Origin of the sequence: Streptomyces sp. enrichment culture (assembly GCF_964272855.1) — a bacterium.
Classification (GTDB): Bacteria; Actinomycetota; Actinomycetes; order Streptomycetales; family Streptomycetaceae; genus Streptomyces.
In genome coordinates, this window is record NZ_OZ186847.1 from 1,777,652 (window position 1) to 1,798,794 (window position 21,143).

General features: G+C 73.0%; 17 protein-coding genes and 1 pseudogene. 7 read left to right on the forward strand and 11 right to left on the reverse strand.

Annotated features, from left to right (window positions below; all coding sequences use genetic code 11):
- The first annotated feature begins 181 nt into the window (after positions 1-181).
- Positions 182-418 carry a hypothetical protein gene (locus tag ACSU6L_RS07685; RefSeq protein ID WP_073939031.1) on the forward strand — a complete coding sequence of 79 codons (237 nt, stop codon included), beginning with the start codon at positions 182-184 and terminating at the stop codon, positions 416-418.
- Positions 419-574: 156 nt separating this feature from the next.
- A complete protein-coding gene (locus ACSU6L_RS07690; RefSeq protein WP_437054846.1) occupies positions 575-1,114 on the forward strand; it encodes a TIGR04222 domain-containing membrane protein in 540 nt (179 codons plus the stop codon).
- 248 nt (positions 1,115-1,362) lie between these two features.
- Here the strand turns inward: ACSU6L_RS07690 and gcl are convergent, their stop codons facing one another.
- Positions 1,363-3,147 carry a glyoxylate carboligase gene (gene gcl, locus ACSU6L_RS07695; protein WP_437054848.1) on the reverse strand — a complete coding sequence of 595 codons (1,785 nt, stop codon included), beginning with the start codon at positions 3,145-3,147 and terminating at the stop codon, positions 1,363-1,365.
- A gap of 201 nt (positions 3,148-3,348) precedes the next feature.
- On the opposite strand from gcl, the gene ACSU6L_RS07700 reads away from it, so the two are divergent.
- On the forward strand, positions 3,349-4,032 hold the full coding sequence (locus tag ACSU6L_RS07700; RefSeq protein WP_437054850.1) for a hypothetical protein: 684 nt from the start codon (positions 3,349-3,351) through the stop codon (positions 4,030-4,032).
- Positions 4,033-4,080: 48 nt separating this feature from the next.
- On the opposite strand, the gene ACSU6L_RS07705 is transcribed toward ACSU6L_RS07700, so the two are convergent.
- The 4 genes from ACSU6L_RS07705 to ACSU6L_RS07720 form a co-directional block, all read right to left on the reverse strand.
- Positions 4,081-5,175, reverse strand: a complete 1,095-nt coding sequence (locus ACSU6L_RS07705) for a lytic polysaccharide monooxygenase (protein WP_437054852.1) — start codon at positions 5,173-5,175, stop codon at positions 4,081-4,083.
- Between the two features lie 109 nt (positions 5,176-5,284).
- Positions 5,285-5,464 (reverse strand): hypothetical protein, encoded by a 180-nt coding sequence (locus ACSU6L_RS07710; RefSeq protein WP_437054854.1) that lies wholly within the window; start codon positions 5,462-5,464, stop codon positions 5,285-5,287.
- 110 nt (positions 5,465-5,574) lie between these two features.
- Positions 5,575-6,216, reverse strand: coding sequence for a glycoside hydrolase family 3 N-terminal domain-containing protein (locus tag ACSU6L_RS07715; protein WP_437054856.1), 642 nt, complete (start codon positions 6,214-6,216; stop codon positions 5,575-5,577).
- 172 nt (positions 6,217-6,388) lie between these two features.
- Positions 6,389-7,519 (reverse strand): GH12 family glycosyl hydrolase domain-containing protein, encoded by a 1,131-nt coding sequence (locus ACSU6L_RS07720; protein ID WP_437054858.1) that lies wholly within the window; start codon positions 7,517-7,519, stop codon positions 6,389-6,391.
- A gap of 228 nt (positions 7,520-7,747) precedes the next feature.
- On the opposite strand from ACSU6L_RS07720, the gene ACSU6L_RS07725 reads away from it, so the two are divergent.
- Positions 7,748-8,197: a hypothetical protein gene (locus ACSU6L_RS07725; RefSeq protein WP_437054860.1), complete on the forward strand. Its 450-nt coding sequence runs from the start codon at positions 7,748-7,750 to the stop codon at positions 8,195-8,197.
- Positions 8,198-8,598: 401 nt separating this feature from the next.
- Here ACSU6L_RS07725 and ACSU6L_RS07730 read toward each other — a convergent pair whose 3' ends face one another.
- The 4 genes from ACSU6L_RS07730 to ACSU6L_RS07745 all read right to left on the reverse strand — a co-directional run bounded on the left by ACSU6L_RS07730 (position 8,599) and on the right by ACSU6L_RS07745 (position 13,440).
- Positions 8,599-9,036 (reverse strand): hypothetical protein, encoded by a 438-nt coding sequence (locus tag ACSU6L_RS07730; protein WP_437054862.1) that lies wholly within the window; start codon positions 9,034-9,036, stop codon positions 8,599-8,601.
- Between the two features lie 54 nt (positions 9,037-9,090).
- Positions 9,091-10,116, reverse strand: a complete 1,026-nt coding sequence (locus tag ACSU6L_RS07735) for a LacI family DNA-binding transcriptional regulator (RefSeq protein ID WP_437054864.1) — start codon at positions 10,114-10,116, stop codon at positions 9,091-9,093.
- A gap of 67 nt (positions 10,117-10,183) precedes the next feature.
- Entirely contained in the window at positions 10,184-11,767 is a 1,584-nt protein-coding gene (locus ACSU6L_RS07740; RefSeq protein WP_437054866.1) for an AMP-binding protein, read from the reverse strand.
- Entirely contained in the window at positions 11,764-13,440 is a 1,677-nt protein-coding gene (locus ACSU6L_RS07745) for an AMP-binding protein (protein ID WP_437054868.1), read from the reverse strand. Before ACSU6L_RS07745 ends, ACSU6L_RS07740 begins: the two co-directional genes overlap by 4 nt.
- A gap of 124 nt (positions 13,441-13,564) precedes the next feature.
- Here ACSU6L_RS07745 and ACSU6L_RS07750 point away from each other — a divergent pair.
- The 3 genes and pseudogenes from ACSU6L_RS07750 (at position 13,565) to ACSU6L_RS07760 (ending at position 18,413) form a co-directional block, all read left to right on the forward strand.
- Positions 13,565-14,400 (forward strand): annotated as a pseudogene (locus ACSU6L_RS07750) (response regulator transcription factor).
- 230 nt (positions 14,401-14,630) lie between these two features.
- Positions 14,631-17,444, forward strand: coding sequence for a helix-turn-helix transcriptional regulator (locus tag ACSU6L_RS07755; RefSeq protein WP_437054870.1), 2,814 nt, complete (start codon positions 14,631-14,633; stop codon positions 17,442-17,444).
- 177 nt (positions 17,445-17,621) lie between these two features.
- Complete coding sequence (locus ACSU6L_RS07760; RefSeq protein WP_437054872.1) at positions 17,622-18,413, forward strand: S1 family peptidase; 792 nt, start codon at positions 17,622-17,624, stop codon at positions 18,411-18,413.
- A gap of 107 nt (positions 18,414-18,520) precedes the next feature.
- On the opposite strand, the gene ACSU6L_RS07765 is transcribed toward ACSU6L_RS07760, so the two are convergent.
- Positions 18,521-19,642 carry a winged helix DNA-binding domain-containing protein gene (locus ACSU6L_RS07765; protein ID WP_437054874.1) on the reverse strand — a complete coding sequence of 374 codons (1,122 nt, stop codon included), beginning with the start codon at positions 19,640-19,642 and terminating at the stop codon, positions 18,521-18,523.
- Positions 19,639-21,054 (reverse strand): cellulase family glycosylhydrolase, encoded by a 1,416-nt coding sequence (locus ACSU6L_RS07770; protein ID WP_437054876.1) that lies wholly within the window; start codon positions 21,052-21,054, stop codon positions 19,639-19,641. The genes ACSU6L_RS07765 and ACSU6L_RS07770 overlap by 4 nt, the downstream gene beginning before the upstream one ends.
- Between the last annotated feature and the right edge of the window lie 89 nt (positions 21,055-21,143).

A 21,143-nucleotide genomic window follows, 5' to 3' on the forward strand; every position in this document is an offset into this window, starting at 1 on the left:
CTTCTCGACCTGAGGGAAGGGAGTTCACGGCTCCGTCGCATCCGCCGCGGTCCCAGCAGCATCTCGGCAACACCCCGGACGAGCGCCGGGTGCGGACGGTCCCGCACCCGGCGCTTTCCCGTGCCCGGCCGCCCGTGCCCGCCGGGGTGCGGATTCATCCGCCGCGCAGCACGCTGAAGGCATGGCACAACCTAGGCAGCATCCGCACGTCGTGGTCCATCCCCCCGCCCTGGACGGATCCCGACGGGTCACGGAGGGCGACGAGACGCTGGGGATCGCCTCGCACGCCGACGACGTCGGCGAGATCCTGCGGCTGGCCGACCTGTACGTGACGGACGTGGCGGAGAACGACCTCATCGAATGGCAGGGCGGCGGCCCCGACGACTGGCCGGGCCTGTCGGAGCACCACGCCGGCTGAACGGCCGTACGTCACCGGCCGTACGGCGGCTACGACATCCTCAAATGAACCTCTGAACCCGCCCCCGCGAGGCGTGAGCGACCCCCGGGGGCGGGCACAGTGCTGTCACGGGACCCGCCGGCACGGGGGCGGCGGGCCCCGGCACGGGGGTGAGCCATGAGCGACGGTACGGCGGGCCTGGAGCCGCACGAGATCGCGCTGCTGCGCGGCGGCCCGCGCGCCGCCGTCACCGTCGCCCTGGTGGCGCTGCATCTGCGGGGCGTGGTGGCACCCGGACGGCCGGGCACGGTACGCGCGGTGCCCTGGGACGCCGCGGTCTCGCGGCTCGCCTCCCCCTGGGAGGACGTCGTGCACTCCGCCCTGGAGAAGCCGCTGCGGCCGCGCCGGCTGACGCGCCGGCCGTACGTGCGGCTGGGCGTGTCACTGATCCGTGTCCGGCTCGCCGAGGAGGGGCTGCTGCGCTGGCCGTTCCTCGGACCGACACGGGCCGCCCGCCGGGACCTGGTGGCGCTGCGGGAGCGGCACCCGCTGCCCGCCCGGCGGGACGGACTGACCGACCACGACAAGCTGCTGGCCGTCGCCCTGCACGGCGAGGCGGCCCTGCGGGTGCTCGTGCCGCGGTTCGCCTACCGGACGGGGCTGCTGCCCGGCGCCGGGGTGGCGGACCCTGGGAGCCCGGGCTCCTCCTGGGGCTAGGGGGTGTCTCGTCGATCAGGCGGCGACCGACGACAACGCGGCTGGGGGTCCCCCCTGCTCGAAGAGCTTGGGGGAGTGCGTGCCAGACCCCGCGACGCCGCCCTGATCCAAACGACAGGGCCTACGGCGGCGGGGCGCACGGCTGCGGCGGCGGCTGCTGCGGCGGCGGGGGCTCCGACTGAGCCGGTGCGGGCATGCCGAAGGGCGGCCCACCCTCCCCGGATGGGCCGCCCTCACCACTCGGCGCGTCAGGCCTTCAGCGTCTTGATCGACGTCGGGGCGTGCCCCGGCTCGGTCGCGATGTCCTCGAACTCCACGACGTTGCTGATGTCGTTGGTGCCGGACATGGAGATGTTGGTGACGCGCTCCAGGATCGCCTCGACGACGACCGGCACCTGGAACTCGGCGGCGAGCTTCTTGGCCTGCTCGAAGGCCGCGCCCAGTTCGTTCGGGTCGGTCACCCGGATCGCCTTGCAGCCCAGGCCCTCGGCGACCTTGACGTGGTCGACGCCGTAGACGCCCAGCTCGGGCGAGTTGATGTTCTCGAACTCCAGCTTGACCTGGAAGTCGATATCGAACGCCCGCTGCGCCTGGCGGATCAGGCCCAGGTAGGAGTTGTTGACCAGCACGTGGACGTACGGGATCTTGTGCTGCGCGCCGACCGCCAGCTCCTCCATCATGAACTGGAAGTCGTAGTCGCCGGAGAGGGCGACGACCTGCGCGTCCGGGTCGGCCTTCGCCACGCCCAGCGCGGCCGGGACGGTCCAGCCGAGGGGGCCCGCCTGGCCGCAGTTGATCCAGTGGCGCGGCTTGTAGACGTGCAGCATCTGGGCGCCGGCGATCTGGGAGAGGCCGATGGTGGAGACGTACCGGGTCTCCGCGCCGAAGGCCTTGTTCATCTCCTCGTAGACGCGCTGCGGCTTGATCGGGACGTTGTCGAAGTGGGTACGGCGCAGCAGGGTCGCCTTCTTCTCCTGCGCGGCGGCGGCCCACGCGGAGCGGTCGGGCAGTTTGCCCTCGGCCTTCAGCTCCCGCGCGACCTCGACGAACAGCTCCAGCGCGGCCTTGGCGTCGGAGGCGATGCCGTAGTCCGGGGCGAAGATCTTGCCGATCTGGGTGGGTTCGACGTCGACGTGGACGAACTTGCGGCCGTGGGTGTAGACGTCGAGCTTGCCGGTGTGGCGGTTCGCCCAGCGGTTGCCGATGCCGAGGACGAAGTCGGACTCCAGGAAGGTCGCGTTGCCGTAGCGGTGCGAGGTCTGCAGGCCGACCATGCCGGCGTTCAGCTCGTGGTCGTCGGGCAGCACGCCCCAGCCCATCAGGGTGGGCACGACCGGCGTGCCGGTCAGTTCGGCGAACTCGACCAGGAGGTCGGCCGCGTCGGCGTTGATGACACCGCCGCCGGCGACGATCAGCGGGCGCTCGGCGGCGTTCAGCATGCCGAGCGCCTTCTCGACCTGGGCGCGGGTCGCGGCCGGCTTGTAGACCGGCAGCGGCTCGTACGTCTCCGGGTCGAACTCGATCTCGGTGAGCTGGACGTCGATCGGCAGGTCGATGAGGACCGGGCCGGGACGGCCGGAGCGCATCAGGTGGAAGGCCTGCTGGAAGACGCCGGGGACCTGCGCGGCCTCCAGGACGGTCACCGCCATTTTCGTGACCGGCTTGGCGATGGAGGCGATGTCGACGGCCTGGAAGTCCTCCTTGTGGATCACCGCGGTCGGGGCCTGGCCGGTGATGCACAGGATCGGGATGGAGTCGCCGATGGCCGAGTACAGGCCGGTGATCATGTCGGTGCCGGCCGGGCCGGACGTGCCGATGCAGACGCCGATGTTGCCGGGGTGGGTGCGGGTGTAGCCCTCGGCCATGTGGGAGGCGCCCTCGACATGGCGGGCGAGGGTGTGGTTGATGCCGCCGGAGGCCTTGAGGGCCGCGTAGAAGGGGTTGATCGCGGCGCCGGGCACACCGAACGCGTCGGCGACGCCCTCGCGCTTGAGGATCTCGACTGCCGCACGGGCAGCGGTCATACGAGCCATGGGAACTCCTGGTTCGGCTGTCGGATTCGCACTCCCGTCGCGCCCCGCGGTGAGCACCCCTCCGCTGTTCAATTCCCGCATTTCCGTATTGCGGAAACTAACTTCTGCTATCTGGAAGCAAGGTAATGGGGTCGGCGAAAGCCGTCAAGAGACGCTCCAACCAACGGACAAGCGGGCCGCCGCTGGAGCACGATGGAGGGCATGTCCGAGAGCGTGCCGGTGCGCTGCCCGGCCTGCCGGCGGGCCCATGTCTACGCCGCGCCGTCCTATCCGTGCGCGTGCGGCGCGCCCGTCACACCGCCGCTCGACCCGCACCCGGCGGCGGCCGCCGTCACCCATCGCGCCTGGGACGAGGAGTGGGTGACCGTCCGCTGCCCGGCCTGCGACCGCGTCGCCCAGTGGCCCCGCCCCGAGCTGGGCTGCCCCTGCGGCACGGTGCTGCGGATACCGGTGGCGGGCGCGCCCGCCGAGCCGCCGGACACCACCTCCGCGCCCACGCGCCCCGCCTTCCAGCCGGTGACCATCCGCACCGCCCGGGACGCGGTCACCGCCGCCGCCCTCTATCTGCGCTGGCTCGGCCACCGGGACGTCCGGCGCGCGGACCGGCGCCCGCCGTCCGGCATCGGCCTCGCCGCCAGCGGCGTGCTGGCCCAGGTCGACCCGACCGTGCGCCCCGCGCAGCCCCGGGACGTGGAGTGCCTGTGGCTGACCGCCATGGCGGAGTCCGCGGCCTGCGTCTACTTCTCCCTCGCCGGGTACACCGACGAGGCCCGCGCCCGCGCCGACACGCTGCGCGTCCCCCTGTTCGTGCTCGACCTGACGGGCACCCCGCAGCCCGTCAACGACCACGCCGACGCGCTCGCCGCCGACACCCCGCGCACATGACGGCGCCGGCTCCCGGAGAAGCGGGAGCCGGCGCCGCCGGGAGGGGTGCTACGGGTTGACGCAGCCGATCGAGCCGACCGGGAAGTCGTTGCCGGTCGACGTGGCGGTGAAGCCGAACGTCACACTGCCGTCCGGCGCGATGGTCCGGTTGTGGTCGGCGTTCCTGACCGTGACCGCGCCGTCGGCGCCGGTGCTGAGCGTGCCGTTCCAGACACTGTTGATCCTCGTGCCGGCGCCCGGCTGCCAGCGCACCGCCCAGCCGTTCTGCGGTGCGGTGGCGTGGTTCATCACCTCGACGGAACCCTGGAAGCCGCCGTTCCAGGAGTTCGTCACCGAGTAGACGGCCATGCACCCGGTGTGCGGGTCGGTGGGCGTCGGGGTTGGCGTCGGGGTGGGGGTGGGGGTGGGGGTCGGGGTGCCGTTCGAGCCGCGGATGCCCGTCACCTCGCCGTTGCCGCCGTCGAAGACGATGTCGGAGCAGGAGAAGAAGTTCTCCTGGCTGTCCGAGCGCACCCACTGGATGAACATCACCGCGTCACCCGAGCGGCCGGAGGGCAGCTTCAGGTCCCAGTAGTAGTGGCCGGTCTCGCTGCCCACCGAGCCGGACTGCGGCGGGTTGGTGACCGTCTGGACCAGCTCCAGGTCGTCCCAGCCCAGCTCGGTCGCCGGCGAATAGCCGGGCTTGGAGACGTACACCCGGAAGTCGCCCGGGTGCGCCGCCCAGTTGCTGTACTTCACCCGGATCGTCGCCCCCGAGGTGAGGTGCGTGCGGGGCCAGTCGGCGCGGGCCGCGTTGTAGCCGCTGAAGTCGTACGGGGAACGGTCGCCGGCACTGCACAGCTTGCCGTCCGGCACGTAACCCGCGCCGCGCCCGCCCGCGTTCGAGTCGAGCACGGCGAACCAGTTGTACAGCGCCGTCGCACCGCTCTCGGCGAGCGCGGACTCGCAGGCCGGGTTCGTCGGGTCCAGGGAACCGGTGCTGGTCTTGGCGTCCAGGTAGCAGAGGTAGGTACGCGAACCCGGCATCATCGCCACACCGTGCGCCTGCGCGCTTCCCTGGCCGAGTAGCACCAGGCCGATCCCGCTGAGCAGGGTGCCCAGCACCGCCGCCCAGGAGAGGAGGCGGTTTCTGCGTCGAGCCATCGTGTCTGTCTCCTGTCGTTGGTCGGGACTGTCCGCTGTGGAGCCCCCGCCCGCCCGGGGAACGCGTCGCACCGGACGGGCGAGGGAGTGTGTGGGGGAGGTACGCGGATCAGTCGGCCGGCGCGCTCCACGTCCTGGACACGTCCGCCTCCGCGGCGGGCGCCTCGCCCGCGGACAGCTGAGCCGCCGCCCCGAGCAGCAGGGTGGTCACGACGGTGGCAAGCGCGGCGGCCCGCCTGCGGTGCGGTCGGCGCGGCCGGGCGGCCCCGCGTCGGGTCCGGTCAGTCATGTGCTGTCTCCTCCCTGGGCTGGGTCAGGCGGCGGAGTGCTTGGCTGTGGTGAGCACGGAGGCCGGGCCGGCGCCCAGCGTGTCGCCCTGCGTGCCGGTGATGAACGAGGTCATCGCGGTGGGCAGTTCGGGGTCTCGCCGAACGACTCGTAGGCGCGGCCCCACCGGTCGTCGCGGGCCACGCACAGACACGGCGCGAAGGACCAGTCGATGCCGGTGCCCGCCACCTCCTCGGCCACCGCGCGTCCGACGCGCTCCACCAGGGCGGGGTCGCGGGTGGCTCCGAGACCGATGTTGTGCGGGAAGATCGTCGCGCCCCGTACCGTGTTGTGGCCGTGCACCGCGTCGATGCCGTAGATCATCGGGATGCCGAGCGGGGTGGTCAGGGCGGTGCGCTGCAGGTCGTCGTAGGTGTCGGCCCAGGTCTGGGCGTTGTTGGGGCTGACCATGGAGTCGCCGCCGGAGAGCACCGAGCCGATGCGGTACGCCGCCAGGTCGGACCGCGGGACCAGGGCGTCCTCCTCGACCCGCGTCATCTGGCCGAGCCTGTCGTCGAGCGTCATCCGGCCCAGCAGGTCGTCGACCCGCTCCGGCACCGGCAGGGAGAGGTCCTGGTACGGCAGGGCGGCGGCGGGGACGGCTGCGCCCTCGGGCGGGGCGGCGGCGGTCAGCGCGGTCACCGCGAGGACCACGGCACACAGCGCGGCGACGATCGCGGGACGGCGGGCGGAGGGTGCGGGGCGCGGGCTCATGGGCGGGGGCCTTTCCGGGTGCGGGCCGGAGGGGCGGGGAAGGTGCGCCCCGGGGCCCGGCCCCCTGTCGGCGCGGGGAAGGAGGGCGGGCCCCGGAACGGGCCGGTGCGGCGAACGAACCGCCGGATCGGAGGAAGCCGGATCGGACGATGCCGGATCAGGCGAAGCCGGATCAGGCGACGGTGCAGGCGGTGCCGTTCAGGGTGAAGCCGGCGGGTTCGGCGAAGGCACCGCTGTAGGTGGCCTGGAACCCGAAGGTCTGGGTGCCGCCGGCCGCGATCCGCGCGTTGTGCGCGGCGGGGCTCACCGTGACGGCGCCCGAGGATCCGGACACGGTCGCGTTCCAGGCGTTGGCGATCCGCTGCCCGGTCGGCAGCGTGAAGCCGAGCTGCCAGCCGTCGACGGCGGTCGAACCGGTGTTGCGGACGGTGACGTCGGCGGTGAAGCCGCCCTGCCAGACGTTGGCGCCGTACGACACCTCGCACGCCGCCGCGGGGTCGCCCGGGTCACCGGGGTCGGTGCCGCCGATGTTCACGGCCGAGGAGAAGGAGTTCACACTCAGCCCGGCCCCGTTCTGCCACGGCTCGAACCCGGCCTGAACGCTCGTCAGGTACCAGTTGGTCTGGGCCATGCCCCGGGCGACGGTCTGGTCGACGAAGTCCATGACGTCGAAGCTCCAGCTGCCGATCGCCGACGGGGCGACGAAGGAGATCACGTCGTTGGAGCCGTTGCTGCCGGTCCACACCTCCCAGGTGCGACCGCCGACGGTGGCGGTACCGGTCGGCGCACCGATCGGCTGGATCGGACCGACCCGGTTGAACCAGATCATGATCTCGGTCCGGTTGACGCCGTCGGTGCGGGGCGTCGGGTCCAGCCAGATGTCGTACGACGCGTTGAACACCGCGTTGGACACGAAACCGTACGAGATGCTGCTGGGCGCGCTCGAGATGGTGCTGAGCTGCGCCGGGAGCTTGGTGCCGGGCGAACAGTTCGTGTAGTGGCAGCCATTGAAGACCGAGGGGTACGACTTCGGCGCCCCGTTGGTGGGCACCGACCCGTCGGCCTGGGCGACCCGGAAGCCGGTGTCGGTGGCGGTGACGCACTGCGTGGCGCTGGTGCCCCAGCGGTTGTTCTGGACGACGTAGCGTCCCTGGATCACGGTCGATCCGTACTGTTCGCAGATCGTGGTGTCGGCCTGGGCCGGCGCTCCGGCGGCGACGAGTGCCGCCAGCGTGGCGAGCGCGGTGAACAGCGCGCCGAGGAGGGCGCGGACGGTGCGGAGGCGGTGCGGTGACGATCGCATGCGGGGGCCTCTCTGGGAGGGAACTGGCGGTCTTCTGTTTTTTCGGGAGCGCTCCCACCTCCCCACTGATGGGAGCGCTCCCACCCCACCGGTTTCGGACGCGACTGTAGGAGCCGTCCATGTCCCTGACAACCCTGTGCGCGCGAATCCGTCGAATGGATTTCGAAGACGCAGGTCGGGCGGGTGACGCTTGGGCGGATCGAACAACGAGCCGGAAGATCAAGGGAGTTGGGAGCGCTCCCGAAAGTTGCGACAGCAGAACGTCAGCGCGACGGATCGTCCAGTTCCCACTTCGCCGAACTGACCGGAGACGAGCGCATCGCTGCCACCACGTACGGCAAGGCCCAGCACGGCGCCCTGCCCGCCATCAAGCGCTCGCTGACGACCTACCGACTCGCCTCCGCCGACCGGGAGCCGGAGCCCGCCGACGTACTCGCCGCGCGCCTGCGGCAGGCGTGGAAGCTGTGGCATGCCCGCGACCGCCGTTCGGGTCCGGGTCACACCGTCGAGGGCAACCGGTCACGCATCGCCGCTCTCCTGCCCGGTCTGCTCGCCGACACCCAGCACGCCACGCGCTCGCTCGAGGGAGCCGACCGCCGGCGCGCCCTCGTCGCGCTCGCCGAGACCTACCACCTGGCCCAGTTGTTCCTCTCCTCCAGCCCGCCCCGGAGTTGGTGATGCTCACCGGAGACCGGGCCATGACGGCGGCACAGGACGCGGACAGCCCGCGCCACCGACGGAACCGGCGCGCCTCATCCGCACAGGCACCGTGGGAGCACGCGGGCGTCCTTGTCCGGCCCTACGTGGCTCGCCTGGGCACGGACGTCTACGCGAGCACCCAGGCGGGCCCCCTCAGGGGTGAGCGCTGGTGGTGACCTGCCAGCCCCGCCTCGGAGACCTCGTCCAGGGCACCGGCGCACAGAAGATCGGCAAGGTCATGGGCTTCGTCGGCCCCTACGTGCAGCTGCGGCTGTTCGGCGGCGGCACCGAGTGGGACGCGGCGCGGACAGGCTACGGCCGGTCACGGCAGAGGAAGCGCTCAGCGCCGGCGTATGGGTGGCGGCCCCACCCGCTCGTAGTCACAGCCGAGCTGCGCTCGCGGCGGCTCGCGCCTCCCAGGTGGCTCCTTCCGAGATGTGGAGGGAGACGGGGTGGTCGTACCACTGGGCGGCCTCCGGCAGTTCACGGATCAGTGCGGGGATCCCGGGCGCGAAGCGCAGCACCGTCAGCGTCTTCCAGCCGTGCGGGATCGCGTCCATCGGACGGGCGAACTGCTGGGTGACCGCGACGACCGTCGTGGTCACCCAGGCGACGTCGTCGGCGTCGTGGCGCCGGTAGCAGCAGTCGAAGCGTCTTCCCACCGGCACGTCGGCGTAGTTGTAGGAGAGGAAGAGGGCCACCTCGTTCGCCGAACGCGCGGGGAGTTCCCGTCCCATGGTCGCGAGGGCTCCCTCGTCGGCGCGGCTCTCGACGAGCAGGACGCGTTCGGTGAGCGGGGTGTCCCCTTCGGTTCTCATGCCGTCATTCTGCGCCCGGCCGCCGCCCGTCGCGGGGCCCGGTCGGGGCTCCCTTCACGCCGACTCCCGCACCACCAACCGCGTCCGCAGGATCACGTGCCGCCAGGCCACCTCGGGCTGTTCCATCTCCTCCAGGAGCAGTCGCACCATCGTGTGGCCGATCTCCTCCAGTGGCTGGCGGACGGTGGTCAGTGGTGGGTCGGTGTGCCGGGCGAGTTGGAAGTCGTCGAAGCCGATGACGGCGACGTCGTCGGGGACGCGGCGGCCTGCCGTGCGGAGGACGGCGAGGGCTCCGGCGGCCATGGTGTCGGAGGCGGCGAGGACGGCGTCGACGTCCGGGTGCCGGCGGAGGAGTTCGGTCATCGCCCGGCGTCCGCTCGCCTCGGTGAAGTCGCCCTCGACGGTCCACGAGGCGTCGGCGGGCAGGCCGGCGTCGGCGAGGGCCTGGTGGTAGCCGCGCAGGCGGCACTGGGCGACGTACATGCCGAGCGGGCCGGTGATGGCGGCGATGGACCGCCGGCCGCCGCGCAGCAGGTGGGCGACGGCGTCGCGGGCGCCGCCCACGTTGTCGGCGTCGACGTAGGTGACCCGCTCGTCGCCGGAGCGGCGGCCGAGCAGCACGGTGGGCAGGCCGGCGTCGGCGAGCATGTCGGGCAGCCGGTCCTCGGCGCGCACGGACATCAGCAGGACGCCGTCGACGCGGCCGCCGCGCGCGTACTCGACGAACCGCTGCCGTTCGGCGTCCGTGCGGACCAGGGTGAGCAGGAGTTGCACGGAGGTGTCGGTCAGCGCGTCACCGACGGCGGTGACCGTCTCGGAGAAGAACGGCTCGCCGAACAGCCGCCAGTCCCGTTCCGTCATCACCAGTGCCACGGCGTCGGCCCGCCGCCCGGCGAGCGACCGTGCCGCCAGGTTGGGCACGTAGCCGAGTTCGGCGATGGCCCGCTGCACGGCGAGGCGCGTCGACTCCTTGACGCCCGCCTCGTTGTTGACGACGCGGGAGACCGTGCCCCGCCCGACGCCGGCGAGTGCGGCCACCTGTTCCAGTGTGGGCGTCGTACCGGCCCGCCGTCTGACCATGTCCACCCCCCATGGGCGTCCGATCTTACGGGCCGTGGCCCGTCGTGATCGAACGCCCGGGGGTCCGTCAGGTGCCGTACCGCTCGCGCAGTTCGACCTTGCGCACCTTTCCGGACACCGTCATCGGGAAGGTGTCCAGGACGCGGAGGCCGGTCGGGATCTTGTAGTGGGCCAACCGGCCGTCGCAGTAGGCCCGCAGCTCGTCCAGGGTCGGGGGGTCGGCCGGATCGCGTGGGATGACGCAGGCCAGTACCTCCTCGCCGTAGTGCTCGTGCGGTACGCCGATGACCTGGACGTCGGCGATCTTCGGATGGCCGTACAGGAACTCCTCGATCTCGCGCGGGTAGATGTTCTCGCCACCCCGGATGATCATGTCCTTGATGCGGCCGACGATCTCGACGTATCCGTCGTCCCGCATCAGCGCGAGGTCCCCGGTGTGCATCCAGCGGCCGGCGTCGACGGCCTCGGCGGTCTTCTCGGGCTCGTTCCAGTAGCCGAGCATCACGCTGTAGCCGCGGGTGCACAACTCGCCCGCGGTGCCGCGCGGCCGGGTCACGCCGGTCGCCGGGTCGACGATCTTCACCTCGATGTGCGGCAGGGCCCGGCCGACCGTGCCGGTGCGGTGCTCCAGGTCGTCGTCCATGCGGGTCTGCAGCGACACCGGGGACGTCTCGGTCATGCCGTAGCAGATGGAGACCTCCGCCATGTGCATCTCGGCGACCACCCGCTTCATCACCTCGACCGGGCAGGGCGAGCCCGCCATGATGCCCGTGCGCAGGGAGGAGAGGTCGTACGTCGCGAAGTCGGGGAGGTTCAGCTCCGCGATGAACATCGTCGGCACGCCGTACAGGGAGGTGCAGCGCTCCTGCTGTACCGCCTCCAGGGTGGCCTTCGGGTCGAAGGAGGGGGCGGGGATGACGATGCAGGCGCCGTGGGAGGTGGCCGCCAGGTTGCCCATGACCATGCCGAAGCAGTGGTAGAAGGGCACGGGCACGCAGACCCGGTCCCCCTCGCCGTAACCGATCGACTCGCCCACGAAGTAGCCGTTGTTGAGGATGTTGTGGTGGGAGAGGGTGGCGCCCTTGGGGAAGCCCGTCGTGCCCGACGTGTACTGGATGTTGATGGGGTCGTCGCAGGACAGTTCCTCGGGGCGCGCGTCGGGCGTGGCCCGGCCCAGCAGCGCCTCCCAGCTCGGGTCGCCGAAGTACACGGCCTCCCGCAGCAGCGGGCAGTCGCCGCGCACCTGCTCGACCATCGCCCGGTAGTCGCTGGTCTTGTGGCTGAGCGAGGCGAAGAGCAGCGAGACGCCGGACTGCTTCAGGACGTACTCCACCTCGTGGGTGCGGTACGCCGGGTTGATGTTGACCATGATCGCGCCGATGCGCGCCGTGGCGTACTGGACGAGGACCCATTCCGGGCAGTTGACCGCCCAGATGCCCACCCGGTCGCCCTTCGCGACGCCGCTCGCGAGCAGCGCCCGGGCCAGCGTGTCGACGTCCGCCGTGAACTCGGCGTACGTCCAGCGGCGGCCGGACGGTACGTCGACCAGCGCCTCCCGGTCCGGCCAGGCGGCGGCCGTCCGGTCCAGGTTCGCCCCGATGGTGTCGCCGAGCAGCGGGGTGGCGCTCACCCCGTGGGTGTACGAGTTCACCGGAAGTCCTCCTCGCGGTACTCGGCGTCCGAACCGGCCGCCGTGGCCTCGCGCAGCTGCACGCGGCGGATCTTGCCGGAGACGGTCTTGGGCAGGTCGGCGAACTCCAGGCGGCGGATGCGCTTGTACGGCGCCAGGACCTCGCGGGAGTGCTCGAACAGCACCTTGGCGGTGTCGGGGCCCGGCGACCAGCCGTCCGCGAGGACGACGTAGGCCTTGGGGACGGCCAGGCGCAGCTCGTCCGGGGCCGGCACGACGGCGGCCTCGGCGACCGCCTCGTGCTCCAGCAGGGCGCTCTCCAGCTCGAACGGGCTGATCTTGTAGTCGGACGCCTTGAAGACGTCGTCGCTGCGCCCGATGTACGTCAGGTATCCGTCCTCGTCCCGCGCTCCGATGTCGCCGGTGCGGTAGTAGCCGCCGGACATCACCTCCGCCGTGCGCTCGGCGTCGCCGTGGTAGCCGGTCATCAGGCCGACCGGGCGGGCGGACAGGTCGAGGGCGATCTCACCCTCGGTGGCGCCGGGGGCGCCGGTGACCGGGTCGAGGAGTTCCACGCGGTAGCCGGGGCTGGGGCGGCCCATGGAGCCCGTCTTCAGCGGCTGGCCGGGGGTGTTGGCGACCTGTACGGCGGTCTCGGTCTGGCCGAAGCCGTCGCGGATGGTGACGCCCCAGGCGCGCCGCACCTGCTCGATGACCTCCGGGTTCAGCGGCTCGCCGGCGGCGACGACCTCGCGGGGCGGCATGCGCAGCGCGCTCAGGTCCGCCTGGATGAGCATGCGCCACACGGTGGGCGGGGCGCAGAAGGTGGTGACGCCGGCCCGGTCCATCTCGGCCATCAGGCGGGCCGCGTCGAAACGGGTGTAGTTGTGCAGGAAGACGGTCGCCTCGGCGTTCCACGGGGCGAAGAGGTTGGACCAGGCGTGCTTGGCCCAGCCCGGCGAGGAGATGTTCAGATGCACGTCGCCGGGCTTCAGGCCGATCCAGTACATGGTCGCCAGGTGCCCGATCGGGTACGTGGTGTGGGTGTGCTCGACCAGCTTGGGGCGGGCGGTGGTGCCGGAGGTGAAGTAGAGCATCAGCGGGTCGTCGGCACGGGTCGGGCCGTCGGGTGTGAAGCCGGCCGGCGCCGAGTACGCCTCCTCGTACGGCAGCCATCCGTCCGGCGCGCCGCCCACCGCGATCCGCGTGTAACCGCCGGGCACCTCGGCGAACTTGCCGGTGTCGTCGGCGCGGACGAGCACATGGCGGACCCGGCCCCGCTCCACGCGGTCGCGCAGGTCGGCGGGGCCGAGCAGCGGGGTGGCCGGGATGACGACCGCGCGCAGCTTCATCGCGGCCAGCGCGGTCTCCCACAGCTCGGCCTGGTTGCCGAGCATGACAAGGACGCGGTCCCCGGCGGTGACGCCCCGCGCGCGCAGCCAGTTCGCGGCCCGGTCGGAGCGGTCGGACAGTTCGGCGAAGCTCAGCCGGGTCTCGGCGCCGTCCTCCTCGACGATGTGCAGCGCGGTGCGGTCGTTGCCGTCCGCGATGACGTCGAACCAGTCCAGCGCCCAGTTGAAGTGCTCGGGCCGGGGCCAGGCGAACCCCTCGTACGCCGTGGCGTAGTCCTCACGGTGTGCCAGCAGGAAGTCCCGCGCCCTGCGGAAGTCCTCGGTCGCCGTCGCCGTCGTCATCTGTTCTCCCTCTGTCCGGACCGTTGCCGGGCGGCTCCCGGACATCGTGTAATCCGTGATGCAAATCTCACTACCCCCTAACGGGGGTGCGCGCCGCAGGACGCGGCCGGGAAAGGGCGAGCACGTGGGAGCAGACGCAGCGGACACGGGGGAGATTCGGGGCGCGCTGCTGCGGCTGCGCCGTACCACCGGCCTGCCGGTGGCCTTCGGCGGGCTGGTGGAGGCGGGGCGGCCGCGGATGCGCATCACCGAGCTGACCGGAACCCGCACCCCGGCGCTGAGCGCGCTCGCGGTGACCTCCGGCAACGGGCTGGGCGGCAAGGCGGTGGCGCTGGGCCGGCCGTGCGCCGTGGCGGACTACTCGGCCTCGCGGCAGATCAGCCACGAGTACGACGCGCCGGTCGCGGCGGAGGGGCTGCGGTCCGTGCTCGCCGTGCCTGTCGTCGTACGGCGGCGGGTGGGCGGGGGGTGCTGTACGGCGCGCTGCGCACCGCCGACCCGCTGGGCGACCGGACGCTGCACGCGGCCGTGGAGGCGGCGCGGGACGTGGAGCAGGCGCTGGTGGCGCGGGACGAGGCCCGGGGCCTGCTGGACGCCGCGCAGGCCGCGCCGGGGGGTGACGCGGCGGCGGGCGCCGTACGGGAGCGGATGCGAGAGGCGCACGCGGCGCTGCGGGCGCTGGCGCCGCGGATCGCCGACCCGGCGCTGCGGGCGGAACTGCTGCAGGCGTGCGGGCTGCTGGTGCCGGAGGCCGTGCCGGACGCGGTGCGGCTGGCGCCGCGGGAGGTGGACGTGCTGGCGTGTGTGGCGTCGGGGGCGACGAACGCGGTGACCGCGGAGCGGCTGGGGCTGCGGCCGGAGACGGTGAAGAGCTATCTGCGCTCCGCCATGCGGAAGCTGGGGGTGCGCACGCGCGGGGAGGCCGTGGTCGCGGCACGGCGGGCGGGGGTGCTGCCGTAACTCCCGCGCCGGGGGCGTTCGGTCCGCGGGCGTTCGGCGGCTGCGAGGTTTCGTTCATCGCGCAACGAAGTCCCGTCCGTGATGCGCCGGAAGTGCCCCCTTCATGCAATTGACCCCCCGCTGAAATTCCCCATGCACCGGGTTGTTATTTCCCTCACCGTCTCACCCCTCCGAAATTCAATGACTTGCCGCCTAGAATTTGGCCCGGACACGACACACGGAGGGGAGCGGTGACCGTGCGACGGGACTTCAAGGAGCCTGCCAGATGCCGCCCCGACCTGGTCATCGGACGGGAGGAGCCGTTCGCCGGCGCCCGTGACCAGCTGGAGCGCGGCGGCAGTGTGCTGCTCCACGGGCCCGCCGGAATAGGAAAGTCGACCGTGCTGCGGGCATTGGCCGCGGAATACGGCGCGACGGTACGGACCGTGTTGCGCTGCTCCGCGACCGAGTCCGAATCCCATCTCCCCTTCCTCGCCCTTGCCGACCTCCTCGGCCTGGTCCTGGACGAGGTGTCCGACCAGCTGCCCGCCACCCAGCGCACCGCGCTGGAGTCCGCGCTCACCGGCCGCGGCGAGTCCAGCCTCCAGCGCGACGGCCTCGCCCTGCGGCTCGCGGTGCTGTCGGCGCTGCGCGCGCTCGCCGCGGCGGGGCCCGTCCTGCTCGTCGCCGACGATCTGCAGTGGCTGGACCCGGCCAGCGCCGAACTGCTCGGCTTCGCCGCCCGCCGCCTCGGCGACACCCCCGTCCAACTGCTGTGCGCGGTGCGGACCGAGGGCCAGGAGTACGACCGGCAGCTGCGGGCCAGCCCGCCCGACACCCTCGCCCTGCGCCTCGGCCCGCTCTCCCGCGCCCAGGTCTCCGCGCTGCTCGACCACCGCGGCTACACCGGCCTGGCCCGCTCCACGGTCCGCGACATCCACCGCACCAGCGGCGGCAACCCGCTGTTCGCGCTGGAGCTGGGCCGCGCCCTCGCCGAGGCCCCGACGCCGCCCCGGCCGGGCGAGCCGCTGCCGGTGCCGACCTCGCTGCGGGCGCTGGTGCTGAGCCGGCTGGAGATGCTGCCGGACGAGGCCCGGCACACCCTCCTGGTGGCCAGCGCGGGCGCCCGGCCCACGCTGGCCCTGCTGCACGCGGCCGGCCGGCACGACGCCGAGGCGGAGACCGCGCGGGCCGCCGAACTTGGGCTGCTGGCCACCGACTCGGAGGGTCCCGCCGTACGGTTCGCGCATCCGCTGATCTCCGCCGCGCTGTACGCGGAGGCGCCCGCGCACCAGCGGCGGGCCGCGCACGCGGCGCTGTCTGAGGCCGCCTCGGACCCGATCGAACGCGCCCGGCACCTGGCGCTGGCGACCACCGGCACCGACCCGGAGGTGGCGGCCCGGCTCGCCGAGGCCGCCGCGCTGGCCCGGGACCGCGGCGCCCCGTCGATGGCGGCCTCGCTCGGGCTGCTCGCCGCCCGGCACACCCCCGCCGACGGGCAGCCGGGCGGCGACGAGCGGCGGCTGCAGGCCGCGGAGGACGCGATCACCGCCGGCGAGGTGGACCTCGCCCGGGACATCGCGCGGGAGGTGCTGGCCCGGTCGGCGGTGCCGGCCGACCGGGTGCGGGCCTGGATGGTGGTGATCGAGGCGGCCGGACAGGCCCTCGGGGAGGTCGACGCCGTCTTCCCGCAGGCGCTGGCCGACGCGGGCGACGACCCCCGGCTGCTCGCCCTGGTGCACTACCAGCTGGCCTGGCGGGGCCTGGTCGTGGAGGGCGACTTCGCGGAGGGCCGTGAGGAGGCCGCGCACGCGGCGGAGCTGGCCGCGCGGGGCGGGGACCGGCGCACGGAGCTGCTGGCGCTCGCCTTCCAGGCGCAGGCCGAGACCCTGATGGGCCACCCGGACGCCCCGGCGACCATCAAGCGGGCGCTGAAGGAGCCCCAGGACCCGCAGGTCGCCTGTCATCACAACGGGGCCGGCTCGACCCGGCTGCGCTGGCTGCTGATGAGCGACCAGCTGCCGGACGCCCGCGCCACCGTCACCAAGCTGCTCAGCGAGGCGCGGCGGCGCGGCATGGTGGAGAGCGAGGTGCACTTCCTGCGGATGCTCGCCGAGACCGAACTGCGCTCCGGGCACTGCGGGCGCGCACTCGACCTGGCCCGCGAGAGCATGCGCCTGGCCCGGGACTCCGGGATCGGCGAGGTGGCGTCGGCCGTGCTCACCTCCGTCGCGGAGGCCTCCGGCGGCGACGTCGACCGGGCGCTGGCGCTCGCCAGGGAGGCCGCCGAGCACGCGGAGGAGGACGGCGACCACATCTACATGTCCCGCGCTCTGGCCTCCCTCGGCCACGTCCAGCTGGTCGCCGGGGACGCCGCCGGCGCCGTGCGGTCGCTGCGCCGGGTGCGGGAGCTGGAGCAGGGGCTCGGCGTGACCGACCCGGCGCGCGGGCGCTGGCACGGCGACCTCGCGGAGGCGCTGGTGCGGATCGGGGAGATCACGGAGGCGCAGGACGTCGTGGACGTGACCCGGGAGCAGGCGCTGCGGCTGAGCCGGGAGAGCGTGCTCGCCGTACTGGACCGGGCGGAGGCGCTGGTCCGCGCGGCGCGCGGGGAACTCGACGGGGCGATCGCCCAGCTGACGTCGGTTCAGGACCGCCTGGCCAAGCTGGGGTACGGGCTGGAGGAGGCGCGGGCCGCGTTCGTGCTGGCGCGGCTGCGCCCCGGGCGGCCGGGGCCGACGGCGTACGACGAGGCGGCGCGGCTGTTCCGGCGGTGCCGGGCGCTGCCGTGGCTGCGGCAGGTGGAGGCGGCGGCCGCGATGCCGGCGCCACCGGAACCGGCCCTCGCGCCCGGGCCCGCGCCGGCCGTGCTGGAGGGGCTGGCGTCGATGGAGCGTCAGGTCGCCGCGCTGGTCATGGAGGGCGCGACCAACCGGGAGATCGCCGCGCGGCTGTTCATCAGCGTCAAGACGGTGGAGGCGACCCTGACCCGGGTCTACCGCAAGCTGGGGATCCGGTCGCGGGTGGACATCGTCCGGCTGGCGGCGGGGCGGCGCGCGCCCTGAGCACCGAGGGTTTTCCCTCACCAACCCCCTTAGGGGGTTCCCTCATTGGGAGGGCGGGGCCGCCGGCCCTAGCGTAAGGGCGTGCCGCTCGCCGGGCACACGGGGATCTGTCCCGAGATCCGCGTGCACCACCCCCCACCCCGCGCGACCCCCCACCGGCAATCCCTGAGGAGACTCATGTTCGGGCTCACCCGTGCGAGAAAGGCCGCCGTGGCCGTCGCCGCCGGCGGCGCCGCCGCCGCGACCCTGCTGACCGGCGCCCCCTCGGCCGTCGCCGCGCCCCAGCCCGTCGTCGGCGGCACCACCACCACGACGAGCGCCTATCCGTTCATGATGCAGATCACCGACGCCTCGCAGAACCAGTTCTGCGGCGGCACGCTGGTCTCGCCGACGAAGGTCGTCACCGCCGCGCACTGCATGGTCGGGGAGAGCACCAGCAGCGTCCGCGTGGTCGGCGGCCGGACCTACCTCAACGGCACCAACGGGACGGTCGCCCGGGTCAGCAAGATATGGATCCACCCGAACTACACCACCGCGACCCGCGGTGAGGACGTGGCGGTGCTGACGCTGTCGACGTCGATGCCGTACACCACGGCCAAGTACGTCTCGTCGACCGACACCTCCGTCTACAAGGCCGGCACCACCGCCCGGGTGCTCGGCTGGGGTACGACGTCGCAGAGCGGCAGCTCCTCCAACCAGCTGCGGACCGCGACCGTGCCGATCGTCTCCGACTCGAGCTGCGGCGGGAGTTACGGCTCCGACTACGTCGCGAACGAGATGGTGTGCGCCGGATACTCCTCCGGCGGCGTGGACACCTGCCAGGGCGACAGCGGCGGTCCCCTGCTTGTCGGGGGCGTCCTGGCAGGGATCACTTCCTGGGGCGAGGGCTGCGCCCAGGCCGGTTACCCGGGTGTGTACACCCGGCTGACCACCTTCTCCAGCCTGGTGACCGCGCAGGTCAACTCGTAACCGGGAGAAGCTCCTGAGGGCACCCCTCAGGTGAGTACCAGGGGGCGTTGCGGGCCTCCACGAGCGGCCCGCAGCGCCCCCTTTCCATGTCCGGGGTCACCGCCGGCTCAGCCGGTGACGGTGCCGAACCGGATGTCGTACGACCCCTGCGGGTACAGCGTGCGCAGCATCCGCTCGGCCTCAGCGCCCACCTCCTCGCGCGCCGCCCGGGTCAGGTCCGTGAAGGGCTCGATGACGAGGGCGTCGTCGCGCAGGCGCCACACGCCGGCGAGGAAGCCGTCGACGAGGAGCGGGCAGTGGAAGGTGTTCGCCTGCCAGGTGCGGCCGCGGTGCGGGGGCGGGATCACCCGGGTGCGGTCGGCGTGGGACAGCAGCAGGTTGTCGAACTCGGGCAGCAGGCGGGGCGGGGCCGGGGTGTCCGGGTCGGGGCGCGGGGCGTCGGGCAGGTCGAAGAGCTCGACGCCGTTCGGGTCGCGGAAGGTGACGAGGGAGGGCCGCAGGCGTTCGAAGGCGAGCCGTGTCCGGGTCAGCCCGGCCCAGGTCTGCAGGTCCCGCACGGAGGCCGGCCCGAACGCGGCGAGATAGCGCAGCACGACCGCGTCCAGGGCGGCGGGCGGCTCGGCCGGGCGGCCCAGCCAGTGCTCGACCGTGGTCACGGCGACCTGGGCGCTCCTCCCCCACAGGCCGCGCGGTGTGACCTGGACCAGGGGCAGCGTGCAGCGGGCGGCGACGGCCAGGGCCTGCGGATCGGCGTCCGGCCATTCGGCGCGCAGGGCCTCGCGCAGCTGCCTCATGGTGCGCGGCTCCGCCTCGACGAGGTCGCGGGCGAGGCCGGCGAGCCGGCCGAGGTCGACACCGACGAGGCCGTCGCGGAACTGCTTCATGTTCAGCTCCCGGTCCCGCGCGGGCTGCACCAGGGGCCGCAGGGTGAGGCTGTCGTCGGCGGTGTGCAGATGGATGGTGGAGCGCAGCGTCACCATCCGCACCGCTTCGCGGCCGTCGAGCAGCCCCGACAGCTCCTCGGGGGCGAAGCCCTCCAGGCGGGCGGCGAGCGCGTGGTACGGCGGCTTCACCTCCTGCGCCTGGAGTCCGACGAGATGTTCCACGGCCGCCTTCGCGGACATCGGCGAACGGCCGAGGAGCAGCTGCCGGGCGAGGGTGGCCCGGTTGAGGGCGCGGGTGCCGAGCACGGGGGCGGTCGTGGCGGGCTGGGCCTTCGTCCTGGTCATGGGCGGCACGCTAGCCGCCGTTGCGGACAGGTACGGTCCTCGATGCGGGACCGTCGGACGGTGACGGTCACGTCGCGGCCCGGGGCGGCCAGGACCCGGGCCCGGCCCGGCTCCGTGCGCAGCACGGTCGCCGCGTCGGCGGTGATGTGCCAGGTGCCCGGCGGCAGGGAGAGTTCGGTCGTGCGCGGGCCGTGCCGGGACGCCCGGTAGGCCAGCCGGTACACGCCGTCCGAGGGGTCGTACGAGGCCGAGGCGACGGTGCCCGCGACGCTCGCCGCGTACGGCTCGGCGGTCAGTTCCTTGTGGGTGCGGAAGGCGCCGGTGTCGTCGACCGCGCAGTACCCGCCGCCGTAGCACCACACGTAGCCCGCCCAGCCGGAGGTGTAGCGGCCGAGGGAGGCCATGGCGTCGCGGTAGAAGAGGCCCATGTTCGGCAGGGAGTTGTTGAGCGGTCCCCACTCCCCGACCACGACGGGCACCTGGTAGCGCCTCGGATATTCGCCGACGGCCCGCTCGTAGGCCTCGATCCAGCCGGCACCGGGGTCGTAGTCGGCGCCCGCCTCCATGGCGGTGTTGTAGAAGTGCGGCGCGTACACCACCTTCGGGTCGTCGACGCGTCCGAGGCCGGTCGGTACGCCCTCGCCCACGATCGGCGTGGGCTCGACGAAGATCCAGGCGTCCCGGTCGGCCGAACGCACCGCGTCGGCGAGGCGGTTGTACATCGGGGTGATCTGGTCGCGCTCGATGCGGCGCGCGGCCGTCGGCAGGTCCTCCCCCTCGCGTAGTTCGCCCATCGGCTCGTTCATCAGGTCGTAGCCGATCACGGCCGGGTGGCGGGCGACGTGCCCGGCGAGCACCCGCCAGGCGTCGGCCTGCGCGCGGCGCAGGTCGGGGTCCTCGTAGAGGTGGGTGAAGGCGCGCTGGACGGCGGGTTCGAAGTACTCGGCGAACCAGTCGTCCGGGTGGGGGGTGAAGGGCAGTCCGTCGGTTCTGGTGGCCCAGGCGGGGATGCCGCGATGGCCGAAGGCCGGGCCGAAGACGTCCTGGTGGGCGTCGATCAGGACCTTGACGTCGTTGCGCTGGGCCCAGTCGAGGACGCGGTCGATCTTCCTCAGGTATCCGGTGCCGTACTGCCCCGGCCGGGGCTCCAGGTCGTCCCAGAAGACCAGCAGGCGGGCGAGGTTGAAGCCCTGGGCCCGCATGTCGGCGAAGTGCCGTTCGGTGACGGCCGACAGGGCTTTGCCGCCCCGGTTCACCTTGTCCTCGACGTTCCAGCCGCGCAGGGTCAGCACCCGCCCGTGCCGGTCGGTGAGGGGAGGGATGTCCGGTGCGTCCGGCCGCGCCTGGGCGGCCGTCACGGGGGCGAGCAGGGCACCGACGGCCACACTCGCGGTCAGGGTCGTTCGCAGCACGGGCAACCTCCTGCACGTAGCCGACTCCGATCGGCCGCCCAGAAACGGAACATGACGCTCCCTCAGCTTTTTTCGGCAAAGGTGTTCCC

Coding starts and splice junctions, on each gene's coding strand:
- ACSU6L_RS07765 (WP_437054874.1), bottom strand. CDS start 19,642: ATGACCAGGACGAAGGCCCAGCCCGCCACGACCGCCCCCGTGCTCGGC.
- ACSU6L_RS07720 (WP_437054858.1), bottom strand. CDS start 7,519: ATGCGATCGTCACCGCACCGCCTCCGCACCGTCCGCGCCCTCCTCGGC.
- ACSU6L_RS07735 (WP_437054864.1), bottom strand. CDS start 10,116: ATGGTCAGACGGCGGGCCGGTACGACGCCCACACTGGAACAGGTGGCC.
- ACSU6L_RS07710 (WP_437054854.1), bottom strand. CDS start 5,464: ATGACTGACCGGACCCGACGCGGGGCCGCCCGGCCGCGCCGACCGCAC.
- gcl (WP_437054848.1), bottom strand. CDS start 3,147: ATGGCTCGTATGACCGCTGCCCGTGCGGCAGTCGAGATCCTCAAGCGC.
- ACSU6L_RS07700 (WP_437054850.1), top strand. CDS start 3,349: ATGTCCGAGAGCGTGCCGGTGCGCTGCCCGGCCTGCCGGCGGGCCCAT.
- ACSU6L_RS07690 (WP_437054846.1), top strand. CDS start 575: ATGAGCGACGGTACGGCGGGCCTGGAGCCGCACGAGATCGCGCTGCTG.
- ACSU6L_RS07760 (WP_437054872.1), top strand. CDS start 17,622: ATGTTCGGGCTCACCCGTGCGAGAAAGGCCGCCGTGGCCGTCGCCGCC.
- ACSU6L_RS07715 (WP_437054856.1), bottom strand. CDS start 6,216: ATGAGCCCGCGCCCCGCACCCTCCGCCCGCCGTCCCGCGATCGTCGCC.
- ACSU6L_RS07705 (WP_437054852.1), bottom strand. CDS start 5,175: ATGGCTCGACGCAGAAACCGCCTCCTCTCCTGGGCGGCGGTGCTGGGC.
- ACSU6L_RS07730 (WP_437054862.1), bottom strand. CDS start 9,036: ATGAGAACCGAAGGGGACACCCCGCTCACCGAACGCGTCCTGCTCGTC.
- ACSU6L_RS07745 (WP_437054868.1), bottom strand. CDS start 13,440: ATGACGACGGCGACGGCGACCGAGGACTTCCGCAGGGCGCGGGACTTC.
- ACSU6L_RS07685 (WP_073939031.1), top strand. CDS start 182: ATGGCACAACCTAGGCAGCATCCGCACGTCGTGGTCCATCCCCCCGCC.